The sequence below is a fragment of the Streptomyces sp. bgisy027 genome, assembly GCF_057710365.1.
In genome coordinates this window covers 179426-202856 of record NZ_JBYIVZ010000001.1, presented here as the reverse complement: position 1 = coordinate 202856, position 23431 = coordinate 179426, and the positions used below count along the sequence as shown (strand labels likewise).

Below are 23431 nucleotides of genomic sequence, written 5' to 3'. Positions count from 1 at the left end.
AACACCGTCTCATCCCCGTCCAGCTACTGCTGACAGAGAAGGGCATCGCCATGCCATTGGACATACCGAGCGTCACGCCATCGGAAGAGGAGCGTCTCGCAGAGCTCGGGATCAGACAGACTCTGGACCGCTCCATGTCGGGGCGCCAGAACTTCGCCGTCTCGTTCACGATCATCAGCATCCTGTCCGGCTGCCTGACCATGTACGGGTTCGGCATGAATACCGGCGGTCCTGCGCTGATCATGTGGGGCTGGGTGCTCGTCGGTCTCATGACGCTCCTCGTCGGCCTGGCCATGGCCGAGGTCTGCTCCTCCTACCCGACCTCCGCCGGGCTCTACTTCTGGGCCCACAAACTCGCCCCGCGCAAGTCCGCCCCGGCCTGGGCCTGGTTCACTGGCTGGTTCAACACCCTCGGTCAGGTCGCCGTCACTGCAGGCATCGACTTCGGCGCCGCATCGTTCCTCAACGCGTACCTGAACCTTCAGTTCGGGTACGCCGCGACCCCAGGTCACACCATCACTCTCTTCGGTCTCATCCTCCTGCTGCACGCCGTCGTGAACACCTTCCGGGTACGCGTCGTGGGCTTCTTCAACACCGTCTCCGTGTGGTGGCATCTGATCGGCGTCGTGGTGATCGTCGGCGCGCTGTTGGCCGTTCCCGTCACGCACCAGTCGCCCGGGTTTGTGTTCACCGAGTTCGTCAACAACACCGGCTGGGGCTCCACGGTCTACGTCGCCCTCATTGGCTTGCTCATGGCCCAGTACACCTTCACCGGCTACGACGCGTCCGCCCACATGACTGAGGAAACGAAGAACGCCTCCGTGGAGGGGCCGAAGGGAATCGTCCGATCCATCCTCGTCTCCTGGGCCGCCGGGCTCGTCCTCCTCTTCGGCTTGACCTTCGCCATCCAGTCCTACACCGGCGCTCTGGAATCACAGACGGGTGTGCCGCCGGCGCAGATCTTCATGGACGCACTGGGCGCGAGCACCGGCAAGCTGATGCTTCTCATCGTCATCGGTGCTCAGCTCTTCTGCGGTATGGCCTCCGTGACCGCGAACTCCCGCATGATCTACGCCTTCTCCCGCGACGGCGCGCTGCCGTTCTCGACCGTGTGGCACAAGCTGCACCCGGGAACCCGCACCCCGACCAGTGCCGTCTGGCTTGCTGCCGGTGCTGCGTTCGTCCTCGGCTTGCCCTACCTGTTCAACACCACCGCGTACGCCGCCGTCACCTCCATCGCGACGATCGGTCTCTACATCGCCTACGTCGTCCCAACCCTCCTGCGCCTTCGCCAAGGAGAAGACTTCCGACGAGGTCCCTGGCACCTGGGCCGCTGGTCCAAGCCCGTCGGCGTGATCGCGGTGATGTGGGTGGCGCTGATCACAGTCCTGTTCATGCTGCCCCCGTCCCGCCCTGTGACTGTCGAGACGTTCAACTACGCGCCCCTCGCCGTCGGCGTGGTTCTCGCCTTCGCGGGAACCTGGTGGCTCGTTTCCGCCCGTAAGTGGTTCCTCAACCCACACCATCCACGGAACGCCACACCGCTCAGCCCCGCTTCAGAGAGGGCCACTCGATGACGCACACCAAGATCGGCGGCGTACGAACGTCGTGACAGGGCTGCAGGCGCGATTGCGGGCAGATTCGTAGCCCACCACTTGGTCCAATGAGCCGATGCTCGCTCGGACTGGTCCCGCGGGCGACCGGACCTCGTTTCTCGTTCCCCTGCTATGGCTCGTGTGGGTGCTGGAGGACGCCGGTCCTCCAGCACCCACACGAGTCCGCGCAACCAGACCCGTCTCCTGTACGCACGGAAGCGAAGGATGCCTGATCTCAGCCGAATTCCAGCGAGTGGATGACCTGCCAGCGGTAGGCCTGCCCTTCACGACGCAGTTCGACCAGCCGAACGTTCTGCACCGCTACATCCACCGCACCGAGTTCCCGGAGGGGCCGTATGGCGTTGCGCACGATGTCGGCGGATACGGGGCGGTTGCAGTAGGCGATGCCCAGGTGCGGGCGAAGAAGCGATGTCGGCTTGCGCTGCGGAATCCCCGCCCCGGCGCCGGCTGCGAATAGGGCCTCATGCAGATGAAGGACGGGGTTCCAGGGGGCAACGCTGTAGCGGATCGCGCCGCGGGATGCAGTGAGCGGCACCGCCTGGAGGGTGAAACTCTCTGGTCTGCGTTCATGCGCCTTGGCGACCAGGCGGTCCAGATGTCCGGAGTCGATCTCGTCGACGCGGCCGATACGTCCAAGGGTCAGGTGCAGGCCGTCCGCATGAATGTCGTCGAAGGCGAGGTGGCGCAGCTCCTTCTGGCAATGGCCTGCGTGGTCGATGAGCGGGGTCGCGTCTGGGAAGGTGAGCATCCAGTAATAGGCGCGGGTCGAGGACGTCCAGCCGGGCCGGTCCCAGTGGTCCTTCATTTCCTCGACGGCATCGAAGGCGGCCCAGTCGTGCTCCGCGATCACGGTCGCGTCAGTTGTGCTGGGTGGTGGAGTGGGAGGAAATGCGCCCGGGTCGGCTGTGAGCTGCATCCGCGGCCCTTCTCGTCTGCTCCATCGGGCGTGTCATTTTGGCAGACTTCGCCAGGTCCCTCGTTTGCGGGGCGGATTGCCATGAGCGCAGGGCGTCGTCGTACTCCCGTACGGCCGGCAGTTCCTGCCATCTGCTGGCTCCGGCGTAGAGTTCACTGGCGCGTTGGACCACGGAGCGGATGGGCGGACCACCACCGGCTTCGAGGACCTGGCGGCCGAGAACCATCGCGTGCTCGACGTCGGGGCGTGGGCCGGCCAGGAGAGCGGTGGCGACGTCCAGGCGGACCAGGGCCTGGCTCCAGGCGGAGTCGGATTGCTCGACGAGTTCGTCGATCTGATCGGCGTAAGCGAGAACCCGTGGGGCGTTGGCGAGCGCGACATGGACTGTCGCGGCGTTGGCCAATGTGCGAGCCATACCGTAAGGCTCGAAGGAGATACACGAGGTCAGCCCCACAGGAACAAGATGCTGACTGCTCAGTTCCTCAGCGGCGGCGATCGCGCGTTCCGCGCCGGGGCGGTCGCCGAGCTTACCTAGGGCTCGCGCGAGTCCATTTGATTGGAGTCGGATGGCTTGTGGGTGGTGCGGGGCGATCTGGAGGCCCGCCTCTGCCCACTGGACGGCCTGGTCGTAGTGGCCTGCGTAGTAGGCGTTCAGTGATCGCGTGCCTTGGATCCACATGATCAGTTCACGGCCCGCGATCTCCTTCGCCAGTTCCCCTGCTTCCTTGCAGTACGCCTCCGCCACGGCTTCACGGCCGGCATTGACGGCCATGTAGCCGAGTAGGCCTGAGGCTTGAGCTGCCAGCCGGAACAGGGCTTCGCGCTGGCGAGGTGGCTGCCGACCCTCCAGCCGATCCTGGATGAACTTTCGTAGATCGACGGCTTCGGGGGCGAGGCGGTGCGGCCCTTCGGCCTCATAGCGGGCGACGAGGTCCGCCACGCCTTGTTCCAGGACCGCGACGGTCGCCGGATCGGTATTTGACGAGGTGGTGGCGTTCAGTCTCTTCGCGATGTCGAGAGGACTCTCCCACTCAGGGGTGGGTAACAGCGTGGATTGTATGCCGGAAGCCTGCATCTGATGCTGGGAAGCAGAGTCCTGGACGGGACATGGTGCCACAGGCCGAGAGACACCCAGTCGCTCAAGGACGGGGATGATCTTGTCGATGTTGACCAGTCGCCGCGTCCCGGATTCGAGCATGGACAGGAACGACTGACTCAGGCCGGTGATTGCCGACATGTCTTCCTGGCGGAGTGACGCAAGCTGGCGTATCAGGCGGAATGCAGTGCCGAAGTCCCAGTCGGCCAGAGCAGCAGTCACCGCCGGGTTCTGCCACACGTGATTTGGAACGCTCAGCGCCGCGGTGACCTCTTTGACCGCAGCTCGGGTACACGCGGCGCATCGCTCGTCAGTGTTGTACCGGCTCAGGAGGTTGCCGCAACGGGTGCATCGGCGATCGTCCTCGTGTGCCACTGCCACCTCCCATCAGGGCACCGAGATCATGGTCAGTGATCTTCGTGGGCGCAATCACCTCAGTGATATCACCAGGGGGATGTGCCAACGCGGGCTTTCCGTCAGACCCTTGGTTCCCAGCCAGCAAGAACGCGTGACCCGCAGACCACTCGCAACGTGACGGTGATCGTCTTGCAGAGAGATCACCCGGTGCGCATCGTCAGTGGCGGCTAGCAAGCTGCACACCCGTAGGGAAGCGCCATGTGTGTTCCGGTGATCACGCTGGGTGTCACGGGTAGGTTCCATGAACGGGAGGATGTGCCACAGTGACCGACATGCCCGAAACGGTCCGCCGCTTTGGCGACGTCGGTGACCAACAGTTTCCGCATCGTCGCCGACCCTTCATCGGCTGGCGAAGGACGCTCTGCCGCGCGGCAGAGCGAAGGCTCGGCCGGGTGCCGGTGGCTTGGCGAACGCCATCTCGGACACAGGCCGTATCGGCGCGAAATCGACGAGACGTGCACCATGCTGTGGCATCTCCACGCCAAGTACAACGTCCGCCCAAGCCGAGTATCCCCGACGCGATGACCACCGCTCGCTGCCCCTCCTCACACGGAAGCCGGTGAGGGGCATGGACGATGCAGACTGGGATGAACTGGCGGCCGACGTATTGGCAGAGCAGTACGGGGTTACCGCCGAGGCGGTGGAGCGTGTGCCGATGGGCACGGACACCATCAACCGGCGGGTCCTGACTACCGATGGTCGCAGATTGTTCGTGAAGGAGTACGAACCGACAGCTGACTTGGACGCGGCTAGATCGGCGTGGGACATGTCTGAGTTCTGCCGGGCGGCCGATCTTCCCGTGCCACGTGTCTGGCCCGACCGCCACGGCAATCTGGTTGCCTTGGCCGAAGGGAGTGCCTGGGCCGTGGTCGACGAACATCCCGGCCGGGTGACCACCTCGGCGATGGGCGTGGCGCGTGCGGAGCACATCGGCATGGTGCTGGGACGTATGCACCGAGCTCTGGCCGCCTATCCGCTGCCCCGGCTCCGGCAGCACACACGGTGGCGAACCGGTTCGGTCGAAGACGCCATGGTCAAAGCCGGCGCTGTGCTGGCGGCCGCTAAGCGGCAGCAACACCCGGACGTGGTGCTTCTGAGCCATGAACTGAACCAGAGGTGCGATGACTTGCGCGCACACGTGGACGGTCTGCGAGCTGGGCTTCCCGAGGAGTTCGTGGAGCAGGCCGTGCACGCCGACTTCACCCGCACCAACATGCTCGTCCTCGCCGATGTCGTCACCGGCGTCATCGACTTCCGCGGAGCGAGGGCGATTCCGGCCTGGGAGCTGGGACGCGCTGCCTTCGATCCCCGTACGGTCGCCACCAGCGACCAGTGGGCTGACTGCGCTCTGGTGATGATTCAGGCCTACCGATCGGAGAACCCCACTCTGCCGTTGGCCGACGTCGTGGCGTGCGTACGTGTTGCGCTGCTCTACATGCTGTTCAGCTTCTACGGCGCGGTCACATCCGATTACGGCCTGCCTGCGGAAGCGGAAGCGGACTTGCAGCGGCACTGGCACGAGCGGCAGACCAGCATCCGCCGACTCCTGGACCGCTTTGAGGATCTCGAAGATGCGCTCCGCTCCTCCGCTGAGCAACTTGGAGGCCGACCGTGATCAATGCGCGGCACTGGCTCGTCTTGCCCCTGCCATCTGCAGGCCGTCTCGCGGACCGCGGAGCCCGCCAAGGGGTTGCACGAAAGGGTGCTGAAGGTGGCACGTTCCGGCGCTGAAGTGCGCCCTGGCTCAGATTTGCGCCTCGCCCCAGTAGTCCGAAAGCATCTCCGCTGGCCACTTCGGCTCCCGGACTTCGCCACGGGGACCCATTTCCGCGAAGTATGGCCCCAGGTCGTAGACGGGGGTGCCGTCGATAGCGTCGAGGTCGGTGACGTGCAGGTCCAGGCCGACGACCTTAAGGAGGCGTGGGAAGGACTGCGCGAGCTGGTTCGGGCGACGATGGTTTCGGTGGACGAACGTGCCGGTGGCCGGCCACCGCGGGTTGTTACGAGGGCTGCGTGCATGCAGGGCGACATCACTGGGAGACGCCTCGTGGAAGTGCCAGACGACCAGCAGGTGGGAGAACTCCTCAAGGCCCCGTACCACTTCGAGGGGGAAGTCACGGCTCAGTCGGATGATCGCGCTCCCGCTCCAGTGGTCGTCGGTGGCTTCGGTGCGCCCTCCCACCACGATGCCGATGGGCTTGATCTCCAGCGACTGCGTCATGCGCCTTCCCCTTGTCCCTCGTTGCGACGCCGTCAATCTACGTGGGCCAGCTGGGCGGCAGCTCGTGCATCCAGCTCGGCGACGGCCGGGAACGACTGACACGCTGCCGTGGCCCTCACGTTGGCCATCACGCCGTAGCGCGACGGAACACGGTCGCCCCTCAGTCATCAAACCTCAAAAGTCACAACCGCCACAGGCGTCGGCGTTTCGGCCAACTTCCGCCGCCCTGAAAGCCGTTCAGCACCGCGACCACGCGTTCGATCCCCCAGATTCCAAGCCTGCGAGTCGTCCGGAATCGAGCGCGTTCGATTCGCTCGCAGCCTCGTTGAGCCTGGCACCGCGACACCGCCCAGGTGCCGCAACAACCGCACAGGAGGGACGCAGTTGACCGCCACTGACACCCCGATCGAAGCCCCGCAGATGCCCCCTCCACCACCCCCAGCGACCATCTCGTTCGAGAGCAACTATGGGAAGAACCCGCTGGGAGAGGCCACCTTCACGGCCATGTGCGCCCGGCTGCCCAGCGTGTTGCGGCAGACCGCACAGATGGCCTGGGCCATCGACCGGGTGGCCGTCATCCTGCTCCTGGCGTGCCAAGTGCTCACCGGCCTCGCCGCCGCCGTAGTTCTGGCATCTACGGCAAAGGCCATGAAGCACCTCGTCGGCGACGAGCCCGTGTCCGAACGGCTGCACGCCGCCCTCCCCACCCTCCTGGTCATCACGGCAGCGGTCGCCGTTGGCCGAATCTCCAGCGCGCTGTCCTCCTACTGCGACGGCCGAATCAGCCCCGGCCTGATCACCGCAGCCGACACCGCCTTGGTCGAAGCAGTCTGCCGCGTGGAAGCCTCCGCCTACAGCGAAGACGGATTCGCCAACCGGCAGGAAGCCGCTGAAGTCGGCGTCTCGCGCACCACGATGATGGTCAAGGACGCGCAGCGGTTCACCGCCGCCTTCGTCCGCATGATCGCCGCCAGCGGAGTCCTCGCGACGCTGCACCCCCTGATGCTGCCGCTGCTACTCCTGGCTGTCGTGCCCGCCGGCCTCGGGGCCGTGCTCTCTGCCCGAGTCGACTACGAGACGCACTACGCCAACGTCGGCGACCGCAACGTCCGAGGCATGATGCGCTGGTGGGCCACAACCTCCCGGCACGGGGACGAAGTCCGCGCCAACGGCATGACCGACTACATCGCGTACTGGTACCGCACTCTGTCCAAACGCATCGACCAGCGCACCCTTACGGCTGCTCCCCGCATGCTGCGCATCGTGCTGGCCACCTCGGCACTCGGCGGCATCTTCCTCCTGGCCACCTGGGCCACCCTCGCCTGGCTTGCCGCCACAGGTCGCCTCGACCTGGCCATTGCAGCCACCGCTGTCGTCGCAGTCCAGACCTCCCTGGCCGCCTTGTCCCAGCTCGTCATCAACGGCGCCGCGCTGTTCCACACCTCCCTGTACCTCGCCGACATGCGCTCCTTCCTCGACCTCGCCGCCGAGCGTGCCCCCAAGCGCGGGAAGGTGAAAATCTCCGCACCGGTCGAAGAGATCCGACTGGAGGAAGCGGTCTACTGCTATCCCGGGAAGGAACGGCCGGCCGTCGACCACGTCTCCCTCACCCTGCGCCGAGGCGAGATCCTGGCGATCGTCGGCGAGAACGGCTCCGGAAAGTCCACCCTCAGCCGACTGATCACCGGAATCCTCCTACCCGACAAAGGCCGCGTGACCTGGGACGGAGTCGACCTGGTCTCCGCTGACCCGAGCAGTGTGTGGGCGCACACCGGCCTGGTCCCGCAGATCTTCGCTCAGTGGCCCCTGCGCGCCCGGGAGAACGTAACGCTCGGACAGCCCCGCACCTTCAACGACGACCCCGTGTGGGAGGCCATCGACGCCGTCGGCATGCGCACCGCGATCGAAGAGCTGCCCAAGGGACTGGACACACTCCTCGCCCGAGAGTTCTTCGGTGGCTCCGAACTCTCCGGAGGGCAGTGGCAGAGGTTGGCCTGCTCCCGTGCGCTGTACCGACGCTCACCACTGTTGATCCTGGACGAGCCAACCTCGCAGATGGACCCGCGAGGCGAACACGACATCTTCGAGGAGATCAAGAGCATCGCCGCCGACCGCATCACGGTGGTGGTCACTCATCAACTCGAAAACACCAAGATCGCCGACCGGATCATCGTCATGCAAAACGGCCGGATCACCGAAGAGGGCCGATACGAGGAACTCGCCAACGGCGGCGGGCTCTTCGCAGAACTCCTCGCCCTGGCCAAGGACCGCTGATCACCCGACCAAGCCCATGCGCCTCGCCCTACCCAAGGAGTGAAGTGACCCACCAACCCGGAGGCGGCTGGACCCGCCATGGCCACCTGGAGCCCGTGCGTACCCAGGACTTCTGCATCAGACGGGACGACGTCACGCGGCCCGACGGCAGCCGGACCGTGTTCGAGTACCAAGAGATCGGGCACGGCGCGGCCGTCGTCGCCCAGCGTGGAGACGGAAAGATCGCACTCGTCCGCGTCTGGCACTACCTGCACGGCGACACCCTCAACCTCCCCGGCGGAACGATCGAGCCGGGAGAAGACCCACAGGAGGCAGCTCGACGCGAACTGGAGGAAGAGGCAGGCGTGATCGCTCAGCAGTTCACCCCTCTCACCGTGACACGCCTGCTGAACCGCTCGACCGTACGCCTCCACCTGTTCGCGGCGATGGATCTCACCCCGGGCGAACGGAAGCTCAGCAGCAACGAGAACGGCATGACTGTGGAGTGGTGGGACCTGCAAGGCGCAGTGGCCGCCGCTACCGACGGCTCCATCACGCTGGCTGGCGGGGCACTCGGAGTCCTGCTGTTCGCAGAGCACACGCGTTCGGGACGTCTGGGGGAACTGGCGGGGGAGAGGTGATCCCGCTCATCGGTAGGCGGGCGTCACTCCTGTCGTGAACGCTCGTCGTAGCGGGCCTCCGCCGCGCCCCTGAACGAATTGTGTGAGGAGGCTGGCGCAGCCGCCCGCGAGTATGGCGGCGACGATGGCGCCTGTTGTCTTCTCGGGCGTGCTGATGATGATCGCGATGCCTACGGTGCAGGTGACGATGATCCCAAGTGGCCTGGTGGGCATGCGGTACCACCACGGCGTGCCTGCCCCCTTGGGAGCCTCCCTCTCCACGTGCCGGATCGCGTGAGCATCGTACTGACAGGGCTGTCCGACAGCTCTTCTAGCGTCGGTTGAATGGATCACGACAGCGACGAGACCTTGCACAGCGTGCGGATCAACGCTCGCGGCGCGAAGGCCGCGATCGAGATTGATGGGCAGCGCGTGGACCCGGGGGCCCTGAGCGGCTACACGGTCACCCACCGAGAGGGGGAGTCGCCACGGGTTGTCCTGTACTCGGGGGACTATGCCGAGTCGACCTTCGAGGGCCTTGCTCGTGTTTCCGTGGCAGAGATGCCTGACCCTGGCCCGGCTGCCGCGGTCTTCCTGTCGGCGATCGATGCCGAGGAGCTGGAGCGGTCCGCGCTGGCCAGGCCCGACCTCGGCACCGGGCCGCACTCCCTGACGCAGGCGATGCTCACCCAGCTCGTGGAGTGGGCTCGTGGCCTTTGACGTGGAGGGTGCGCGTCGGGTTGTCGACCGCATCCTGGACGACAAGCTCGAAGTGTGGCGGGACGGCGCCGGCCGCGCGGACGATGTGCTGGACGAAGCCACCGGGCAACTCGTGTCCCCGACGCCTGACGAGTGCTTGGTCTGGGACGGGCTCGGTGCGGTGATGCCCGTCGGCCGCCCGGCCATCACCCAACCCGTCGGCGGGGCCGTTGCCGTCGAGCCGCCGACCACCGACTACCAGGCCGTGCTACCCGTGGACGTACCGGCGTTGAGGCGCGACGACGTGATCCGCGTTGCTGGTTCAGTGCGCCCCGGAGGCCCCCGCGACCCGATGCTGCTCGGGCGCCGGTTCCGCGTCTCCGACGAGGCGGTCGGCACCTACAGTGTGGTGCGCATCGTGCGGGTCCAGGTGATCGACTGATGGCCGCAGCGAAGCCGCACCCCAACGCCCACCCGGACGCGACCGCGTTCCGGGACCCGATCGCGCTGGCCGCCGCGCTGGCCCGGATGGGTCCGGCGGCCCGCGCCCGTACGCGGACGATCACCCGTCATCACGCCATGCTGTTGCGGGTCCGTATCCAGCGGAACGCGAGCGGCAGGCCCGGCCCTAACGTGATCACGGGGCAGTTCCGCGCCTCGTGGGACGTGCGGATGCGGACTGGCGGCGGCGAGGTCACCGCCGAGGTTTTCTCCGATGCGCCACAGGCCAGGCGGCTGGAGTACGGGTTCGTCGGCGTGGACTCGATCGGTAGGCACTACAGGCAGCCGCCGTTCCCGCACGTCGAGCCCGCGTTTCGGCAGACCGAACCGGCGTTCATCCAGGCCCTGGCGGACGGAGTGCTGCCGTGACCGCACGTTTGCCGGTAACCCGTGCGCTCGCCGCCCTGGTCGAGCACACCACCGGCCGCCCGTGCGGCATCGGTGAACTCCCTCGCGTGGAAGGGAAATCCGGCTGGGAACTCGCAGCCGCCCCGTACACCGTCCTCGACTCGCTGCCCGCTGAGTTCGGCGGACCGCCCCTGTGGGACTGGCACGCGGACGCGGCCTGGTCCTACCAGGTCACCTCGGTCGGAGAACGGGGCGACCAGGTCCAGTGGTTGGCCGACCGCGTCCGTGCCGGCGTCGTCGGCCGTACGGACGGCCATTGGACCCACGACCTTCTGATTCCCGAAGTGCGGGTCATCGACCGGGAGTTGACCTACGACGCCGGTGGGGAACCCTCAGTGTCCGCGGCAGGCGCTATCGTTTCCTACGTGCAGCGGGTCACGATCACTGTGACCCCGGCATGAAGAATTGCTTCTTCTGATCCTCACCGCGGAGGCCCGCGCGGACGCTAGGCCCCAGGCCAGGCGAACCCCCTTTGAACCTCAAGGGGCAGGGCCTCGGCACGGGACGCTGCCCCAGAAGTGGGAGCGGACCTGTGTCCACGAGCACGAAGAAGACCCAGACCCGATTTCTGCGGCGCGGCATTTCCAAGATTCTGTGGTCGAAGGATCTCAACGACCCGAAGTACCCCAGCCGCCGCGAGATCACCAACGCGTTCGGCCTGACCGATGCCGTCTCGGACATCGAGGGCTGGGCGCTGGAGAACGACCCGATCGAGACCCCCGACATGGGCTCGACCTTCAACAGCTCGATTCCGGGCAACGACAAGGCGGAGAACTCCAGCCTCACCTTCTACGAGGATCGGTTCTCCGACGACATCGAGCAGCAGCTCCCCAAGGGCGCCAAGGGCTACGTCATTCTGCTCCGCAAGGGCGACCTCCCCGGTTCCCGCTCGGTCGACGTGTTTCCCGTCCAGGTCGCCACCCGCGCCGCGACCTACTCGACCGGCAACGAGGCCGCCAAGTTCAAGGTTGACTTCACGATCACCGACGAGCCGTCTCTCGACCGTCCGGTGCCGCAGGCGCACCCCCGGCCACTGCCGGACGAGGACTGCGACGACGACCACGGTCACGGCCACCACGACCACGACGGCGACCACGTGGACGTAACCGTGGTCAGCACCACTAAGACCAAGACCGAGGCGACGGTCCGCGAGCACGACGCCGACGAGGGCTGATCATGTCGCGCCCTGCCCAGGCCAAGCGCCCGTCCCCCTCCGCCACGACGGCGGAGGGGGCGTGGTCGGCCAAGATGGAACGCCTCCGCCGCCGGGCCCGCCCGCAGAACCGGCTGCGTATCTGCGACGACGCCGAGCTGCGCCAGCGACACGACGACGCCGAGCAGGCCGCCCGCCGTACCCGGTTCGTCGCCGAAGCCAGCCCCGGTGACGAACTGGCCGAGCGCCAGGCCGCCGAGGCCGACACGGCACGCGAGCAGGCCCTCCAGGCGCTCGATACCGCCTCGGAGTTCCTGATCTTCCGTGCGCTGCCGCGCCCGGTGCTGGAGGAGCTGATTGCCCAGCACCCGCCGACCGAACAGCAGGCGGAGGAGGGGGCGATCTTCAATGCCGACACCTTCCCCGCCGCGCTCGTCTCGGCGGCCTCCGTGGACGGTATGAGCCGCGAGGAGGCCGAGGAGCTGCTGAACGGCTGGTCGGCGCCGGACGCGAACGCGCTGTGGGACGCGGCCTGGCAGATCCAGCAGGAGAGCCGGGTCGAGCTGGGAAAAGGCTGAGCCGTGACGCCGGCCTGCGCGCGGAGCTGGAGCTGTGCGAGCGGTTCCAGATCCCGCACTCGCAGTTCCTCGGTGGCGACGGCCGCTGGTCCGACCTCGACCGCGCGAAGGCCCTGGCCTGGTCGGAGTGGCAGCGGGCGGTGTGCCCGGAGTGCAGCACCCGGCTGGAGGAGTGGGACCGCACCCGTGGTGGTGACCCCCACGCCTACGTCACCGACACCCTGCGCTGCCCCGGCTGCGAGCTGATCGAGCAGGAACGCGACCACGTCCCGCAGGACCGGTCCGGCTACGGCGTGAAGATCCAGCTCCTCCCGCGCGAGCAGTACGAACAGCGCCCCTGATCTACCCCCGCACCACGTAAGGAGGCCGCCGCGGTGGCCGGGTTCACCCTCACGGTCGCGATGCGCGCCGAGGTCCGCGACCTGATCGCGGGAACCCGTGCTGCCTCCGCACAGATGCGGACCCTGGGGGGCCGCACCGACGCCGCGAACCGATCCCTGGCCCGATTGGATGCCAACGGGGCCCGCCTCGCTTCGCAGTTCGCCGCGCTGAATCGTTCCGCCCGCGGTGCCGTCGGTGAGCTGAACCGGATCACCGCCCGCGCCGGGGCCGCCCGTGCGGCGCTGCGCTCGGCGGGGGACGACGGCGCACGGTCCATGTCCCGGCTCCAGCGGGCGACCGCCGGCGCCGGAAGGCGCGGCATGTCCGCCACCAACATGCTCGCCGGTGGCGGCCTGCTGCTCGGCGCGGGCGAGATGATCCAGGAAGGCAACCGCTACCAGAAGCAGATGAATCTGTTCCGGGCGGTCACCTCGGCCACCGCCTCACAGATGAAGCGCGCCTCAGTCGTGGCGCAGGAACTCGGCAACGACCTGTCGCTGCCCGGCTCGACGGCGGCTGACGCCGCCGAGGGCATGGTCGAGCTGAGCAAGGCCGGTTTCAGGGCCGACCAGTCCATCGACGCTGTCCGGGCCTCGCTCCAGCTCGCCTCGGCGGCCGACGTCAACGCCGCCACGTCGGCCAAGTACCTGGGCGACATCATGGACCAGTACGGTCTCGGCGCCGACCAGGCGGCACGCGCCTCGGACACCCTGGCTGCCACGGCCAACAACGCCTCGGGCTCGATCGCCGACATCTACTACTCGATGCGGTACGCCGGGCCCGTCGCCAACGCCCTTGGCGTCTCGCTCCAGGACACCGCCGCCGCAGTCGGCATGCTCGGCAAGAGCGGCATCCTCGGGCATACCGCCGGAACGAGCCTGCGCGGGATCTTCGCGAACCTCGCGGCACCGACCCCCCAAATGCAGGGCGCCCTAAAGGACTTGGGCATCGACGCCTGGGACGCTGAGGGAAAATTCCGCGGGCTCCGGGTGGTCATCGATGGTCTCTCCAAGGCCGAACACAACCTGTCCCAGAAAGACTTCACCGCGGGAGTCACCAAGGCGTTCGGCAAGCCCGCGCTCAGCGGCGCCGCAGCACTCGCCCACCAGGGGACCGAGTCCTTCGACGCCCTGTCGGTGGCGGTGCGCCAGACCGGTGCCGCCGCGACCATCACCGCCTCGCGCGGCCAGGGCCTGACCGGCGCGATGACCCAACTACGCACCCAGGCACGGCAGACCGGTCTCGCGCTGTACGAGGGCATGGCACCTGGCCTGGAGTGGGTGACGCGCCTGCTGACGCGCGGCATGGCGGGTGCGACGCCGTACCTGACCACGGCGCTGGAGTACGGGCGCAACCTCGCCGTGCTGTACGGGCCCGAGCTGAAGGCCAAGACGAGTGCAGGGCTCGGCGGGCTCATCGATGAGGCCCAGGCGCTGATCGGTCCGCTGAAGGAGCTCGGCGAACACACGCTGGCCACCGGCCTGAACCTGCTGATCAACGCGGGCCGCACGCTCGGCGACGTCCTCAGCAACGCTGCCGACGGCGCGGAGCCGATCCTGAAGGCCATCTCCGGAATCGGACAGGACGGCGGGGCCGCGGCCGGCACGCTCGACATCATCGCGACCGTCGCCAACCTGGCGATGGACGCGGTCTCCGGACTGTCCGCCGTGCTGGTCCCCATCGGCCATGTCGTCGGTGGTCTCGTCAGCGCCTTCGGCGCGCTGCCCGCCCCCATTCAGTCGGCGGCCCTGGCGATGCTGCTGTTCCGCCGTGCGCAGCCGGGCCTGACCAACCTTGCCAACACCGTCACCGGACCCGTGCGCAGCGGCTTCGCCAGCTTCAACCAGCAGATGCGGGTCCAGCAGAGCCTGGCGGCGAGCGCGGGCGTATCGCTGTCCCGGTACGGGGCGGCGTGGGCGGCGGTGCAGGCCCGCGTCGGCTTCCTTGGCAACATGACCGCCGCGTTCCGCAGCGCGAACGGCGCGGGCGTGACGTTCATGGGGACGATGAACGGAGTGTCCCGCGCCGCCGGTTCGGGCCTGCGCTCGGCCATGTCCGGCATCTCTGGAGCACTGGGCGGGCCCTTCGGTATCGCGATGGCCGGAGTCTCCGTCGGCCTGGGGCTCCTCGCGGCCCGCCAGCAGCGCGCGGCGCAGGCAGCCGCCGAGCACCAGTCCCGGATCTCCTCCCTGACTTCCGCGCTGCGCGAGTCGGGCGGCCAGATCAACGGCAACGTACGAGGGCAGGCAGCTCAGGTCCTGCTCGACACCAAGGTCAGCCAGGGCCAGCTGACCAAGGTGATGGAAGACGCGGGAGTGTCGGTGTCCTCCCTGACCGACGCCTACCTCGGCCAGGGCACGTCCCTGGACGCGCTGCAGAAGAAGCTCCAGGCCACAGCCGACGAGAACAAGGAGTACGTCGACAAGGCCGGCGGGAAGGTGAGCACCCTCGAATACACCGACGTCGGGCAGCAGTACAAGGACGCCGCCGACGCCCTGGGCAGCGTCAAGGGCGAGATGGCCGAGTCCATCAAGAACGCGAAGGAACTGGCCAAGGCCACCAAGGGCGCGGGCGACGGCACCTCGGCGTACGACCGCCTCAAGGGCGCTGTCGGCGGCCTCGCCGACGAGACCGCCGACGCCGACACCCGCACCCGTTCCCTCAAGAGCGCCCTCGACCTGCTGTCGGGCGGACAGATCTCTCTCCAGGCCGCGAAGGCCAAGGTGAACAGCGCCGTCCTCGACCTGAAGGAGGGCGGCAAGAACGTCAATCGAGACCAGGGCTACGGCGGCAAGCAGCTCGTCAACGACGACAAGACCCTCAACACGACCACGCGCAACGGCCAGCAGCTCTACACCCAGCTCACCTCTCTGTCCGACGCGGCGGCCGATGCTTCCGTCGCCACCTTCGACCTGGCCAAGCGAAACGGTGAGACCCTGCCCGCCGCGCTTTCCAAGGCCCGCGGGGAGATGAGCCGGGCAAGAGCAGAGGCGATCCGGGCCGCCCGCGGCTACGGACTGACCAAGGCCCAGGCCGAGGCCGTTGCCGACAGCCTCGGCCTGCTGCCCTCCAAGGTCAGCCTCCTGCTCCAGACCAAGGGCATGGACTCCACCCTGGCCAACCTGATCGCCGTGCAGGCCGAGTTCCACCGGCTCCCGAAGGCGAAGACGATCAAGGTCGACTCGCTCTCGGACGGGGCGCAGAAGAAGCTCCGCGAACTCGGGTTCACGGTAGAGACCGTGCCGGGCACCCGGCAGATCAAGATCACCGCGCCGACCGCGGGGGCGAAGAAGAACCTCGACACCCTGATCGACAAGCTCGGGCAGACCCCCAGCAACAAGAACGTGAAGGTGTCCGCGCCGACCGCCGCGGCGATCAAGAGCCTGGAGGCCGTACAGGCGAAGATCCGCGCGACGCCCGGAGCGAAGTCCGTCATCGTGTCCGCGCCAACGGCCGAGGCCCGCAAGCAACTGGAGGCGCTGGGGTTCCGGATCGAGAAGGTACCCGGCTCGAAGGACGTCAAGATCACGGTGCCCACGAGCGGCCCGCGCAAGGCGGCCGACTCCATCCAGCAGCGCATCGACGCACTGCGCGGCAAGCAGGTCACGGTCACCACCCGGCACGTCTCGATCTTCGACGACCTCACCGAGCAGAACACCAACATTGCGGACGCCATCCGGCGCCAGGCCGACGCTCAGGCGCGCGCCGCCAAGAAGCACGCCGACGGCGCTGTGGTGGACTACTTCGCGGACGGCGGCGTCACCGGCGGTCCGCGCCGTGAGCGGCACGTTGCGCAGATCGCACCGGCCGGGAGCTACCGCATGTGGGGTGAGAGCGAGACCGGCGGGGAGGCCTATGTGCCTCTAGCCGCGTCCAAGCGCGGCCGGAGCAAGGCGATCGTGGAGGAAGTGGTCGGCCGGTTCGGCGGCCAGGTCGAGTGGTATGCCAACGGCGGCGTTCGAGGAGCCCGCGGCCGCGACTACACGCCGATGCTCGCCAGCTCCTTCAAGCAGGCCCGAAGCGTCGCGGCCATAGCGGGTGTTGTGCGCTCCTTCGACCCGCGCACAGGCAGTGACCACGCCCGCACCCGAGTGGTCGACGCCCGCGCCGGCGGCCGGGTCCAAGTCGTGGTGGTGCGCGAGCAACAGCCGCTGATCGGCTCGATGCCGGTCACCGTCACCGACAGCGCCGCCACCCCCGAGCAGATCGGCTCCGAGATGATGCGCACCCTGCGCAACGCGCAGCGGGGCGGGAGAGTGTGATGACCACAGCACTGAACAAGAACCCCGAACTGGCCCCGTGGCAGTACGAGATCGGCGGCGTCGTCCTCGGCACCGGCAGCCTTGTCCCGATCGGGAACATCGAAGGGCTCGGCTCCCCAGCCACCCGGTCGCAGGACGCCGACAACGCCAACGGCGACGGCACCGCGCCCGGCCGCGACTTTTACGGACCGCGCCCCTTGCGTTTCGAGGCGGGCATCAAGACACCCGGCGACCCGGTGAAGGCGGCCGAGACCCTCGCCCGGCTGGAGCGCGCCCTGGACACCCCGGACGCACGCACCAACCCGGACGGGCGCCACATCCTGCGCGGTCGGTGGCCCGGTCACAGAACACGCCGCATGTACGGGCGACTTCGCCGCATGGAGGCCACCAGCACCGCTACTACCGTGCACGGATGGATACCCCTGGACATCGAATTCGTCGGCCTGGACAGCCCGCGCTGGTATGAGGACGAGCTGTCGAAGCTGACGCTCGGCCTCGACCAGGCCGCCCACGCGCCCAGTGCCGACCGCACCGTTGACGAGGCGGTGGGCCGCGCCAGCGGCTGCCGCCCCTTCGAGCCGGAGCGTCGCCCGGCCGACGACAGGCCCGGCTGGGTCACCAACCACGGGGACGTGCCGACCTACCCGAGCCTGCGTGTGCACGGACCGGTCACAGCCCCGCGGATCTGGAACACCGCCACCCGCCGCGTCCTCGAACTCGACCTGTCGCTGCGCGAGGGTGAGTGGGTGGAGCTGGAGACCCGGCCCAACACCTGCTGGGCCCTGCGCAACGGCACCGTCAACGTCGCCAACGACCTGAGCCCCGCGAGCCGTCTCGACCTGTTCACGCTTCCGCCCGGTCGGTCCGAAATCGCCTGGACCGCGACCGACCCGTCCGGCACCGCGCGCCTCGAGGTGGCGTGGCGGTCCGCGTACACCACCCTGTGAACGGAGCACTCGTGACGCTGCAGCCCCCCATGATGGTGCGCGGGGCCGACCACTCGGCCCGTGCGATGCGCCTGATGATCCGCGACCTCGCCCGCGGCCGGCAGGGCGTCGCCGAAGGCGAGGACCTGAAGGTCCGGCCGCTGGAGCCCCCCGGCCCCGGTATCCGCGTCGGTGACGGCTCGGCCCTCATCCACGGCGCCCGGCCGTGGCAGGGGGCCTATACCCAGAGCAACATCGGTGACGCCAGGGTCGATGTCGAGCCCACCGGTCCGTTCGCACGGACCGACCTGATCGTCCTGCGGATCGAGGACCCCGAGTGGGAAGGAGAACGCGACCCCCACACGCAGGAGATCGGCTACTTCCACGTCGTCAAGGGCGTGGCCCATGACGCTACCGCCGTGCCCGCGGACATGACCGGCCTCGTTCTGGCCCGCATCGCTCTGCCGCGCAACACCGCGGCGATCACATCCGGGATGATCACCGACCTGCGACAGCTCGCGAATCCGCGCACCGAGCGCATCCTGCGCACCGTGCACCCGACGCAGACGGAGGAGGTGCCGGTCAAGCACGGCCAGTGGGCGGCATGGCCGCAAGAAGCAGCCTGGGATCTCGACGTCCCGGCCTGGGCGACGACGGCCACCGTCGTCGTCACGCTGTCCGGCCTGCGCTCGGAGGCGGGCTCGGTGTACGCCGAGCTGCGCACCCGCCTCGGGGAGCGCGCCGCAGCGCCGACCGTCGTGGACGACGACGGGACCACCACCCGCCGCTCCGGCGCGACCCTGGCCGACACCCTCGCCGTGCCGCCCGCCTACCGGGGCACCCGCCAGCGCCTCGCCGTCGAGATCAACCAGAACGACAAGTACGGGGACGGCAAGTTGGCCGTGGCCAAGGGCACCACGGCCGTGCTCGACATCGCCTTCACGGAAGGGCCTGCGTGACGATGGCCAATTACCGCTACATCGTCGCGCGGGCCGCGACGGGTGACGTCCTGCACTGGAACCTGCCGCTGAGCGAAGTCGAGTACGGCCCGGAGATATCCGGCCCCGGCTCGCTGAAGGCGACCTTGCCGACCTCGCTCCGCCGCTCGCTGAGCGACACGTTCGACGCCGGCGACACGGTGCTCCTGGTCGAGCGCAACGCCCGCCTCGACTGGGGCGGCATCCTGTGGCGCGCCGAACCGGAGGGCAACACCCTGCCCGTTGAAGCGTCCGGCTTCACCAGCTACCTCCACCGCCGATTCGACCTGCACGGCAACCTCGATGGCCGCGGCCCGTACATCGAGGCAGACCCCTGCCAGGTGATCCGCGACGTGTGGGCCTACGCCCAGTCCCAGCCGGACGGCGACCTCGGCGTGAGCGTGGACGACACGAAGTCGAAGGCGAAGACCGGCACCGCCAAGGACCCGTACACCACCTCCAAGACCGACCCGCGCAACCTCGGCGACATGGTGGACGAGATGGCCGAGATCGATGACGGCCTGGAATGGTCGGAGTCGGTTACCTGGCGCGGGCGCCGGGCCGAGCGGCGCATCCTCCTCGGCGCACCTCGCCTGGGGCGGCGCCGGGAGAACCTGACGTTCACCACCGGCGCGAACGTCGTCGGCACGCCGCACGTCATCAAGGACGCCGACTCCTACGCCCAGTGGATCATCGGCCTCGGCGCGGGCGAGGGCAAGAAGCGCAAGGTCGTCGTGGACGGCGTCCGCAACGGCCGACTTCGACTGGAACACCGGCTGGAGACCAGCGAGAAGGACGAGGCGAAGCTGAAGCAGCGGGTCCGCCGCGAGCGGCTGGCTCGTCAAGTGCTTCCCTCGCTGACCGAGCTGGAGATCACCGACCACCCCGCGGCTCCCATCCACGCACTACAGGTCGGGGACGACGTGCGGGTCCGCCTGTTCGAGCCCCATACCGAGTTCGACGGCTGGTGCCGGATCGTCGGGTGGACGATGCGGCCCGGCGAAGGCGAGACCGCGGAGCGCGTGACGCTGAAGCTGGAGCGCACGAACAAGCCCGAGGACGAGGCGGGCGAGGGAGAGGAACAGTAGATGCCGGACACGATCGCCGTCCTCGGCCGCCGACTGGCCAAACTGGAGCGGAGGGTCACCACGCTGGAGCGCGCCCGCCGCGCCCCGTACCCGGAGTGGCGGGACCTCCCGCTCACCGGAGACACCGCCGTCCCGGACGAGGACCAGCCACCGCAGTTCCGCGCCAACCCGTGGAACACAACGGAGTTCTGCGGCCGGATCGGCCTGACCGCCGGCCAGGCAACGGACGAGCAACTCGTCGCGCTGCTGCCGGAGGGGTACTGGCCGGAAGTGCCGCGCACGGTCGACGTCGCCTCCGACGCCGCGCGCCGCGCCCTCCAGCTCGACGTCGACCCCAAGGGCCTGGTGCGGCTGCGTGTCCAGGGCGGCGGCAGCGTCCGAGCGACCTGGGTCAGCCTCGACGGCACGACGTTCCGCACCGACCACGACGACTCCTGACCGACGGTGCTGCGGCCCCAGCCGGAGCACCGCCGGTAGCATGACGCGCGGGTGACCCTCCACCCGCTTCGCACTCCCGAGGGACCGGACCGCCGCGGCGGCCACGGCCGACTGCCATCCGGCGCAGGGGAGATGGACGAAGCGCGTGGCTACACCGCTGAGCGCGGACAGGTTCCTGTCCGTACTGAAGGGCGCCGGGCTCGGCGTGGTCGAGCACGGGAAGTGGCGCACCCACAACCGCAACACGCACGGCAACTGGGGTCCCGCGAACGGGATCATGATCCACCACACGGGGCCGTACAGCTCCGAGAAGGACATGGTGGAGCTGTGCCGAACCGGCTATGAGGACTTGCCGGGACCGCTGTGCCACGGCGTGATTGACCGCTCCGGCACTGTCCACCTGGTCGGCTACGGACGATGCAACCACGCCGGGATGGGTGACACCGACGTTCTGCTCGCCGTCATCGCGGAGAAGACGACTCTTCCGCGCGACAACGAGGCGGATACCGACGGCAACCGGCACTTCTACGGTTTCGAGTGCATCAACACCGGCAGCCAGCCGTGGCCGGCGACCCAGTTCGATGCGATGGCGCGGGCGGCTGCGGCCATCTGCCGCGCGCACGGCTGGAACGAGCACTCCGTCATCGGTCACAAGGAGTGGCAGCCGGGCAAGCCTGACCCCGGTGGCATCGACATGGACGACTTCCGCGCCCGCGTCGCCCGGCACCTCAAGAACGACGGCAAGCCGAAGCCCGACCTCAAGCCGAAGCCGAAGCCGGACCCGAAGCCCAAGCCGAGGCCGACGCCGAAGTATGCGGCCTACCCGGGTGCCCAGTTCTTCCGAGAGGGGCGTTCCTCCCCGGTGATCGCCGCCATGGCGAAGCGGCTGGTCGCGGAAGGGTGCGACTCCTACGACACCCCGCCCGGCCCGGTGTGGAACGAGGCGCACCGCCGCTCATACGCGGCCTACCAGATCAAGCGGGGCCACCACGGTGCCGACGCCGACGGGATTCCCGGCCCGCAGACCTGGGCGGATCTCCACGTTCCGCATCAGGCCAGTGCCGACCCGGCCCCTACGACCCCGAACCAGGAGCACGACCCGATGCCGCAGGCCCTTGCCGATGTCGCTGAGCGCACCATCGCCACCTACCTTCAGTCGCTACTGGGCCTGATGGCCGCCTCCAGTACGACGGACATGGTGTCGTTGTCGGCGTGGCAAGCCGCCGCGGTCTCCGCGATGCCCGCTGCGCTCAGTGCGCTGAAGTCCACGCTCGGCACTGTGCTCGGCAGGCCCGGCACGGCGTCGTGGCTGCCGATGAAGCGTGACCCCGCTACCCCCAAGCACTGACCGGCCAATGAGAGGAGAGGAGGAGACGGTGCCGGAGGGACAGGTCGCGCTCGCGCTGGCCGAGCTGCGCCAGACTCTGGAGGTCGGGTTCGCCCGCATCGACGGCCAGCTGGCCCTGCTCGTGCAGCGCAGCGACCAGACGGACAAGGCTCTGGAGGAGCTGGAGCAACGAGTGGCCGCGCTGGAGAAGACACGGTGGCCGCTTCCGACCGTCGCGGTGCTGGCCAGCATCATCGCCGTAGTGCTCACCGTGGTCAGCCTCGTGCGGGCGTGAGACGCCCCTTGGCGGGCCAGGAGGTGCTGTCCGACAGCGCGCTTAGCGTGAGGGCGCATTGTTCCTGCGGCCATGGGGGTCACGATGGATACGACACACCTGCTCGTCACCGACTTGGAGGTGGACACCGCGCTCGCGGACCAAGGGGTCCCGCCGGCGATCCGCGCGGTGTGGCAATTGATCTGGGAATCGGAGGTCGGGCTGGATGAGGTCCTGGCGTTCGATGTGCCGGATGCGGAGTTGGATGACCGGCTCGTCGTCATTCGGCACGCGAAGGAGGGCGGTGTCCTCGAGGCGGGGGTCACCGTCTCTGCGGCCAACGTGCTCCGTGAGCTGATTGGGGCGCGTACCGAGGGGCCGCTGTTCACCGTGGACGGGCGGCGGTTGACCAAGACCGCGGCGGCGGCAGCTTTCCGGAAGGCGAGTGGCGGGCGCACGATCCACGCTCTTCGGTTCACGCGGCAGATGAAGGCGAGGCGTCCCGCCCGGCTCAGCGCCGGAGCAGGGCAGCCGGAGGAGAAGTCCGCGTGAGGCGCGCGGAAATGCACACGGCCCCCGCCGAGGCGGGGGCCGTTTGGCCTCTTGGAGAAGACCGCCGCCACCATAGCAGCGTCTCGCCGGCGTGCGCGTGCGGCTACGCTGCCCTCTGCATTCAGGACGGACAGCGGAGGACGGGGATGAGCCGGCACGAGCCCAAGCCGTACTTGGTCGGGCACCAGGAGTTCGCCGCGCTGTACCGCGTCGATCCGAAGCAGGTCGCGCAGTGGCTGGCCCCGAGCCGGGGCGTGCTGGACCCAGAGACCTCCATCGTCGTCAGCGGGGTGCGGTACTGGCCGCTCGGCTTCGCGGCCAGGTGGGGCGCGACGACCGCGCGGTTCCGCCAGGTCGACCTCGATGTCAAGGCGCGGATCATCGCGGAGCAGGGCAAGGGCTGGGAGGCGGACCTGGGAGATGAGCTGCCGCCGATCGTCGGCCAGCAGGAGGTCATCGAGCTGTTCCACCTGCCCGCACAGGGCAACTTGGCGACGACCATCGCGACAGGGCGGTTCCCGGAGCACGACTGGCTGCTTTCCGGGTCGATGCTCTGGATGCTGGACACCGTCCTGGAGGCAGTTCCCCAGCTCCGGGAGAGCGCCAGGAGCCTGCCGTGGGATGTGGACGAGGACGTCGCTGCGGCCTTGCGTGACGGCACGTACGACGGTCCCGGCAGCCGCGTCCTGACCCGAGGGCGTCACGCCCGAAAGGCCCTCTGACCTGCG

22 protein-coding genes and 1 pseudogene are annotated in these 23431 nt (G+C 68.4%); 20 read left to right on the top strand and 3 right to left on the bottom strand.

The window, feature by feature from the left end; all coding sequences use genetic code 11:
• The first annotated feature begins 50 nt into the window (after window positions 1–50).
• Window positions 51–1577, top strand: coding sequence for an amino acid permease (locus AC3ETA_RS00860; RefSeq protein WP_432190851.1), 1527 nt, complete (start codon window positions 51–53; stop codon window positions 1575–1577).
• A 253-nt stretch (window positions 1578–1830) separates the two neighbouring features.
• Here AC3ETA_RS00860 and AC3ETA_RS00855 read toward each other — a convergent pair whose 3' ends face one another.
• Both AC3ETA_RS00855 and AC3ETA_RS00850 read right to left on the bottom strand, forming a co-directional pair.
• Window positions 1831–2466, bottom strand: a complete 636-nt coding sequence (locus AC3ETA_RS00855) for a 2'-5' RNA ligase family protein (protein ID WP_432190850.1) — start codon at window positions 2464–2466, stop codon at window positions 1831–1833.
• A gap of 7 nt (window positions 2467–2473) precedes the next feature.
• Window positions 2474–4003, bottom strand: a complete 1530-nt coding sequence (locus AC3ETA_RS00850) for a helix-turn-helix domain-containing protein (protein ID WP_432190849.1) — start codon at window positions 4001–4003, stop codon at window positions 2474–2476.
• Window positions 4004–4613: 610 nt separating this feature from the next.
• On the opposite strand from AC3ETA_RS00850, the gene AC3ETA_RS00845 reads away from it, so the two are divergent.
• Entirely contained in the window at window positions 4614–5660 is a 1047-nt protein-coding gene (locus AC3ETA_RS00845) for a phosphotransferase enzyme family protein (protein WP_360822668.1), read from the top strand.
• 129 nt (window positions 5661–5789) lie between these two features.
• Here AC3ETA_RS00845 and AC3ETA_RS00840 read toward each other — a convergent pair whose 3' ends face one another.
• Window positions 5790–6266, bottom strand: coding sequence for a TrmO family methyltransferase domain-containing protein (locus AC3ETA_RS00840; protein WP_432190848.1), 477 nt, complete (start codon window positions 6264–6266; stop codon window positions 5790–5792).
• Window positions 6267–6686: 420 nt separating this feature from the next.
• Here AC3ETA_RS00840 and AC3ETA_RS00835 point away from each other — a divergent pair, with 420 nt between their 5' ends.
• From AC3ETA_RS00835 to AC3ETA_RS00750, 18 genes and pseudogenes are all read left to right on the top strand, one after another.
• Complete coding sequence (locus tag AC3ETA_RS00835; protein ID WP_432191049.1) at window positions 6687–8540, top strand: ATP-binding cassette domain-containing protein; 1854 nt, start codon at window positions 6687–6689, stop codon at window positions 8538–8540.
• Window positions 8541–8584: 44 nt separating this feature from the next.
• Complete coding sequence (locus AC3ETA_RS00830; RefSeq protein WP_432190847.1) at window positions 8585–9160, top strand: NUDIX domain-containing protein; 576 nt, start codon at window positions 8585–8587, stop codon at window positions 9158–9160.
• Between the two features lie 324 nt (window positions 9161–9484).
• Window positions 9485–9859 (top strand): hypothetical protein, encoded by a 375-nt coding sequence (locus AC3ETA_RS00825; protein WP_432190846.1) that lies wholly within the window; start codon window positions 9485–9487, stop codon window positions 9857–9859.
• Window positions 9849–10280 carry a DUF6093 family protein gene (locus AC3ETA_RS00820; RefSeq protein WP_432190845.1) on the top strand — a complete coding sequence of 144 codons (432 nt, stop codon included), beginning with the start codon at window positions 9849–9851 and terminating at the stop codon, window positions 10278–10280. Before AC3ETA_RS00825 ends, AC3ETA_RS00820 begins: the two co-directional genes overlap by 11 nt.
• Window positions 10280–10708: an HK97 gp10 family phage protein gene (locus AC3ETA_RS00815; RefSeq protein WP_432190844.1), complete on the top strand. Its 429-nt coding sequence runs from the start codon at window positions 10280–10282 to the stop codon at window positions 10706–10708. Before AC3ETA_RS00820 ends, AC3ETA_RS00815 begins: the two co-directional genes overlap by 1 nt.
• Window positions 10705–11148, top strand: coding sequence for a hypothetical protein (locus AC3ETA_RS00810; RefSeq protein WP_432190843.1), 444 nt, complete (start codon window positions 10705–10707; stop codon window positions 11146–11148). Before AC3ETA_RS00815 ends, AC3ETA_RS00810 begins: the two co-directional genes overlap by 4 nt.
• 131 nt (window positions 11149–11279) lie before the next feature.
• A complete protein-coding gene (locus tag AC3ETA_RS00805) occupies window positions 11280–11921 on the top strand; it encodes a phage tail tube protein (RefSeq protein ID WP_360822691.1) in 642 nt (213 codons plus the stop codon).
• 2 nt (window positions 11922–11923) lie between these two features.
• Window positions 11924–12478, top strand: coding sequence for a hypothetical protein (locus tag AC3ETA_RS00800; RefSeq protein ID WP_432190842.1), 555 nt, complete (start codon window positions 11924–11926; stop codon window positions 12476–12478).
• The gene (locus AC3ETA_RS00795; RefSeq protein WP_360822697.1) at window positions 12421–12819 is read left to right on the top strand and encodes a hypothetical protein; all 399 of its coding nucleotides are present in this window, start codon (window positions 12421–12423) and stop codon (window positions 12817–12819) included. Before AC3ETA_RS00800 ends, AC3ETA_RS00795 begins: the two co-directional genes overlap by 58 nt.
• 33 nt (window positions 12820–12852) lie before the next feature.
• Window positions 12853–17121 carry a phage tail tape measure protein gene (locus AC3ETA_RS00790; RefSeq protein WP_432190841.1) on the top strand — a complete coding sequence of 1423 codons (4269 nt, stop codon included), beginning with the start codon at window positions 12853–12855 and terminating at the stop codon, window positions 17119–17121.
• Window positions 17121–18068 (top strand): phage distal tail protein, encoded by a 948-nt coding sequence (locus AC3ETA_RS00785; protein WP_432190840.1) that lies wholly within the window; start codon window positions 17121–17123, stop codon window positions 18066–18068. Before AC3ETA_RS00790 ends, AC3ETA_RS00785 begins: the two co-directional genes overlap by 1 nt.
• Window positions 18069–18079: 11 nt before the next feature.
• Window positions 18080–19006 carry a hypothetical protein gene (locus AC3ETA_RS00780; RefSeq protein ID WP_432190839.1) on the top strand — a complete coding sequence of 309 codons (927 nt, stop codon included), beginning with the start codon at window positions 18080–18082 and terminating at the stop codon, window positions 19004–19006.
• Window positions 19003–20112 carry a hypothetical protein gene (locus tag AC3ETA_RS00775; RefSeq protein ID WP_432190838.1) on the top strand — a complete coding sequence of 370 codons (1110 nt, stop codon included), beginning with the start codon at window positions 19003–19005 and terminating at the stop codon, window positions 20110–20112. The genes AC3ETA_RS00780 and AC3ETA_RS00775 overlap by 4 nt, the downstream gene beginning before the upstream one ends.
• The gene (locus AC3ETA_RS00770) at window positions 20113–20550 is read left to right on the top strand and encodes a hypothetical protein (protein WP_432190837.1); all 438 of its coding nucleotides are present in this window, start codon (window positions 20113–20115) and stop codon (window positions 20548–20550) included.
• A 145-nt stretch (window positions 20551–20695) separates the two neighbouring features.
• A pseudogene (locus AC3ETA_RS00765) lies at window positions 20696–21604 on the top strand (peptidoglycan-binding protein); the annotation flags it as partial.
• A 322-nt stretch (window positions 21605–21926) separates the two neighbouring features.
• Window positions 21927–22172: a hypothetical protein gene (locus tag AC3ETA_RS00760; RefSeq protein WP_432190836.1), complete on the top strand. Its 246-nt coding sequence runs from the start codon at window positions 21927–21929 to the stop codon at window positions 22170–22172.
• Between the two features lie 72 nt (window positions 22173–22244).
• The gene (locus AC3ETA_RS00755; RefSeq protein WP_432190835.1) at window positions 22245–22703 is read left to right on the top strand and encodes a hypothetical protein; all 459 of its coding nucleotides are present in this window, start codon (window positions 22245–22247) and stop codon (window positions 22701–22703) included.
• A gap of 146 nt (window positions 22704–22849) precedes the next feature.
• Window positions 22850–23425: a hypothetical protein gene (locus AC3ETA_RS00750; protein ID WP_361262556.1), complete on the top strand. Its 576-nt coding sequence runs from the start codon at window positions 22850–22852 to the stop codon at window positions 23423–23425.
• Window positions 23426–23431 lie beyond the last annotated feature (6 nt).

Coding starts and splice junctions, on each gene's coding strand:
- AC3ETA_RS00860 (WP_432190851.1), top strand. CDS start 51: ATGCCATTGGACATACCGAGCGTCACGCCATCGGAAGAGGAGCGTCTC.
- AC3ETA_RS00845 (WP_360822668.1), top strand. CDS start 4,614: ATGGACGATGCAGACTGGGATGAACTGGCGGCCGACGTATTGGCAGAG.
- AC3ETA_RS00840 (WP_432190848.1), bottom strand. CDS start 6,266: ATGACGCAGTCGCTGGAGATCAAGCCCATCGGCATCGTGGTGGGAGGG.
- AC3ETA_RS00835 (WP_432191049.1), top strand. CDS start 6,687: ATGCCCCCTCCACCACCCCCAGCGACCATCTCGTTCGAGAGCAACTAT.
- AC3ETA_RS00825 (WP_432190846.1), top strand. CDS start 9,485: ATGGATCACGACAGCGACGAGACCTTGCACAGCGTGCGGATCAACGCT.
- AC3ETA_RS00815 (WP_432190844.1), top strand. CDS start 10,280: ATGGCCGCAGCGAAGCCGCACCCCAACGCCCACCCGGACGCGACCGCG.
- AC3ETA_RS00800 (WP_432190842.1), top strand. CDS start 11,924: ATGTCGCGCCCTGCCCAGGCCAAGCGCCCGTCCCCCTCCGCCACGACG.
- AC3ETA_RS00785 (WP_432190840.1), top strand. CDS start 17,121: ATGACCACAGCACTGAACAAGAACCCCGAACTGGCCCCGTGGCAGTAC.
- AC3ETA_RS00770 (WP_432190837.1), top strand. CDS start 20,113: ATGCCGGACACGATCGCCGTCCTCGGCCGCCGACTGGCCAAACTGGAG.
- AC3ETA_RS00755 (WP_432190835.1), top strand. CDS start 22,245: ATGGGGGTCACGATGGATACGACACACCTGCTCGTCACCGACTTGGAG.
- AC3ETA_RS00750 (WP_361262556.1), top strand. CDS start 22,850: ATGAGCCGGCACGAGCCCAAGCCGTACTTGGTCGGGCACCAGGAGTTC.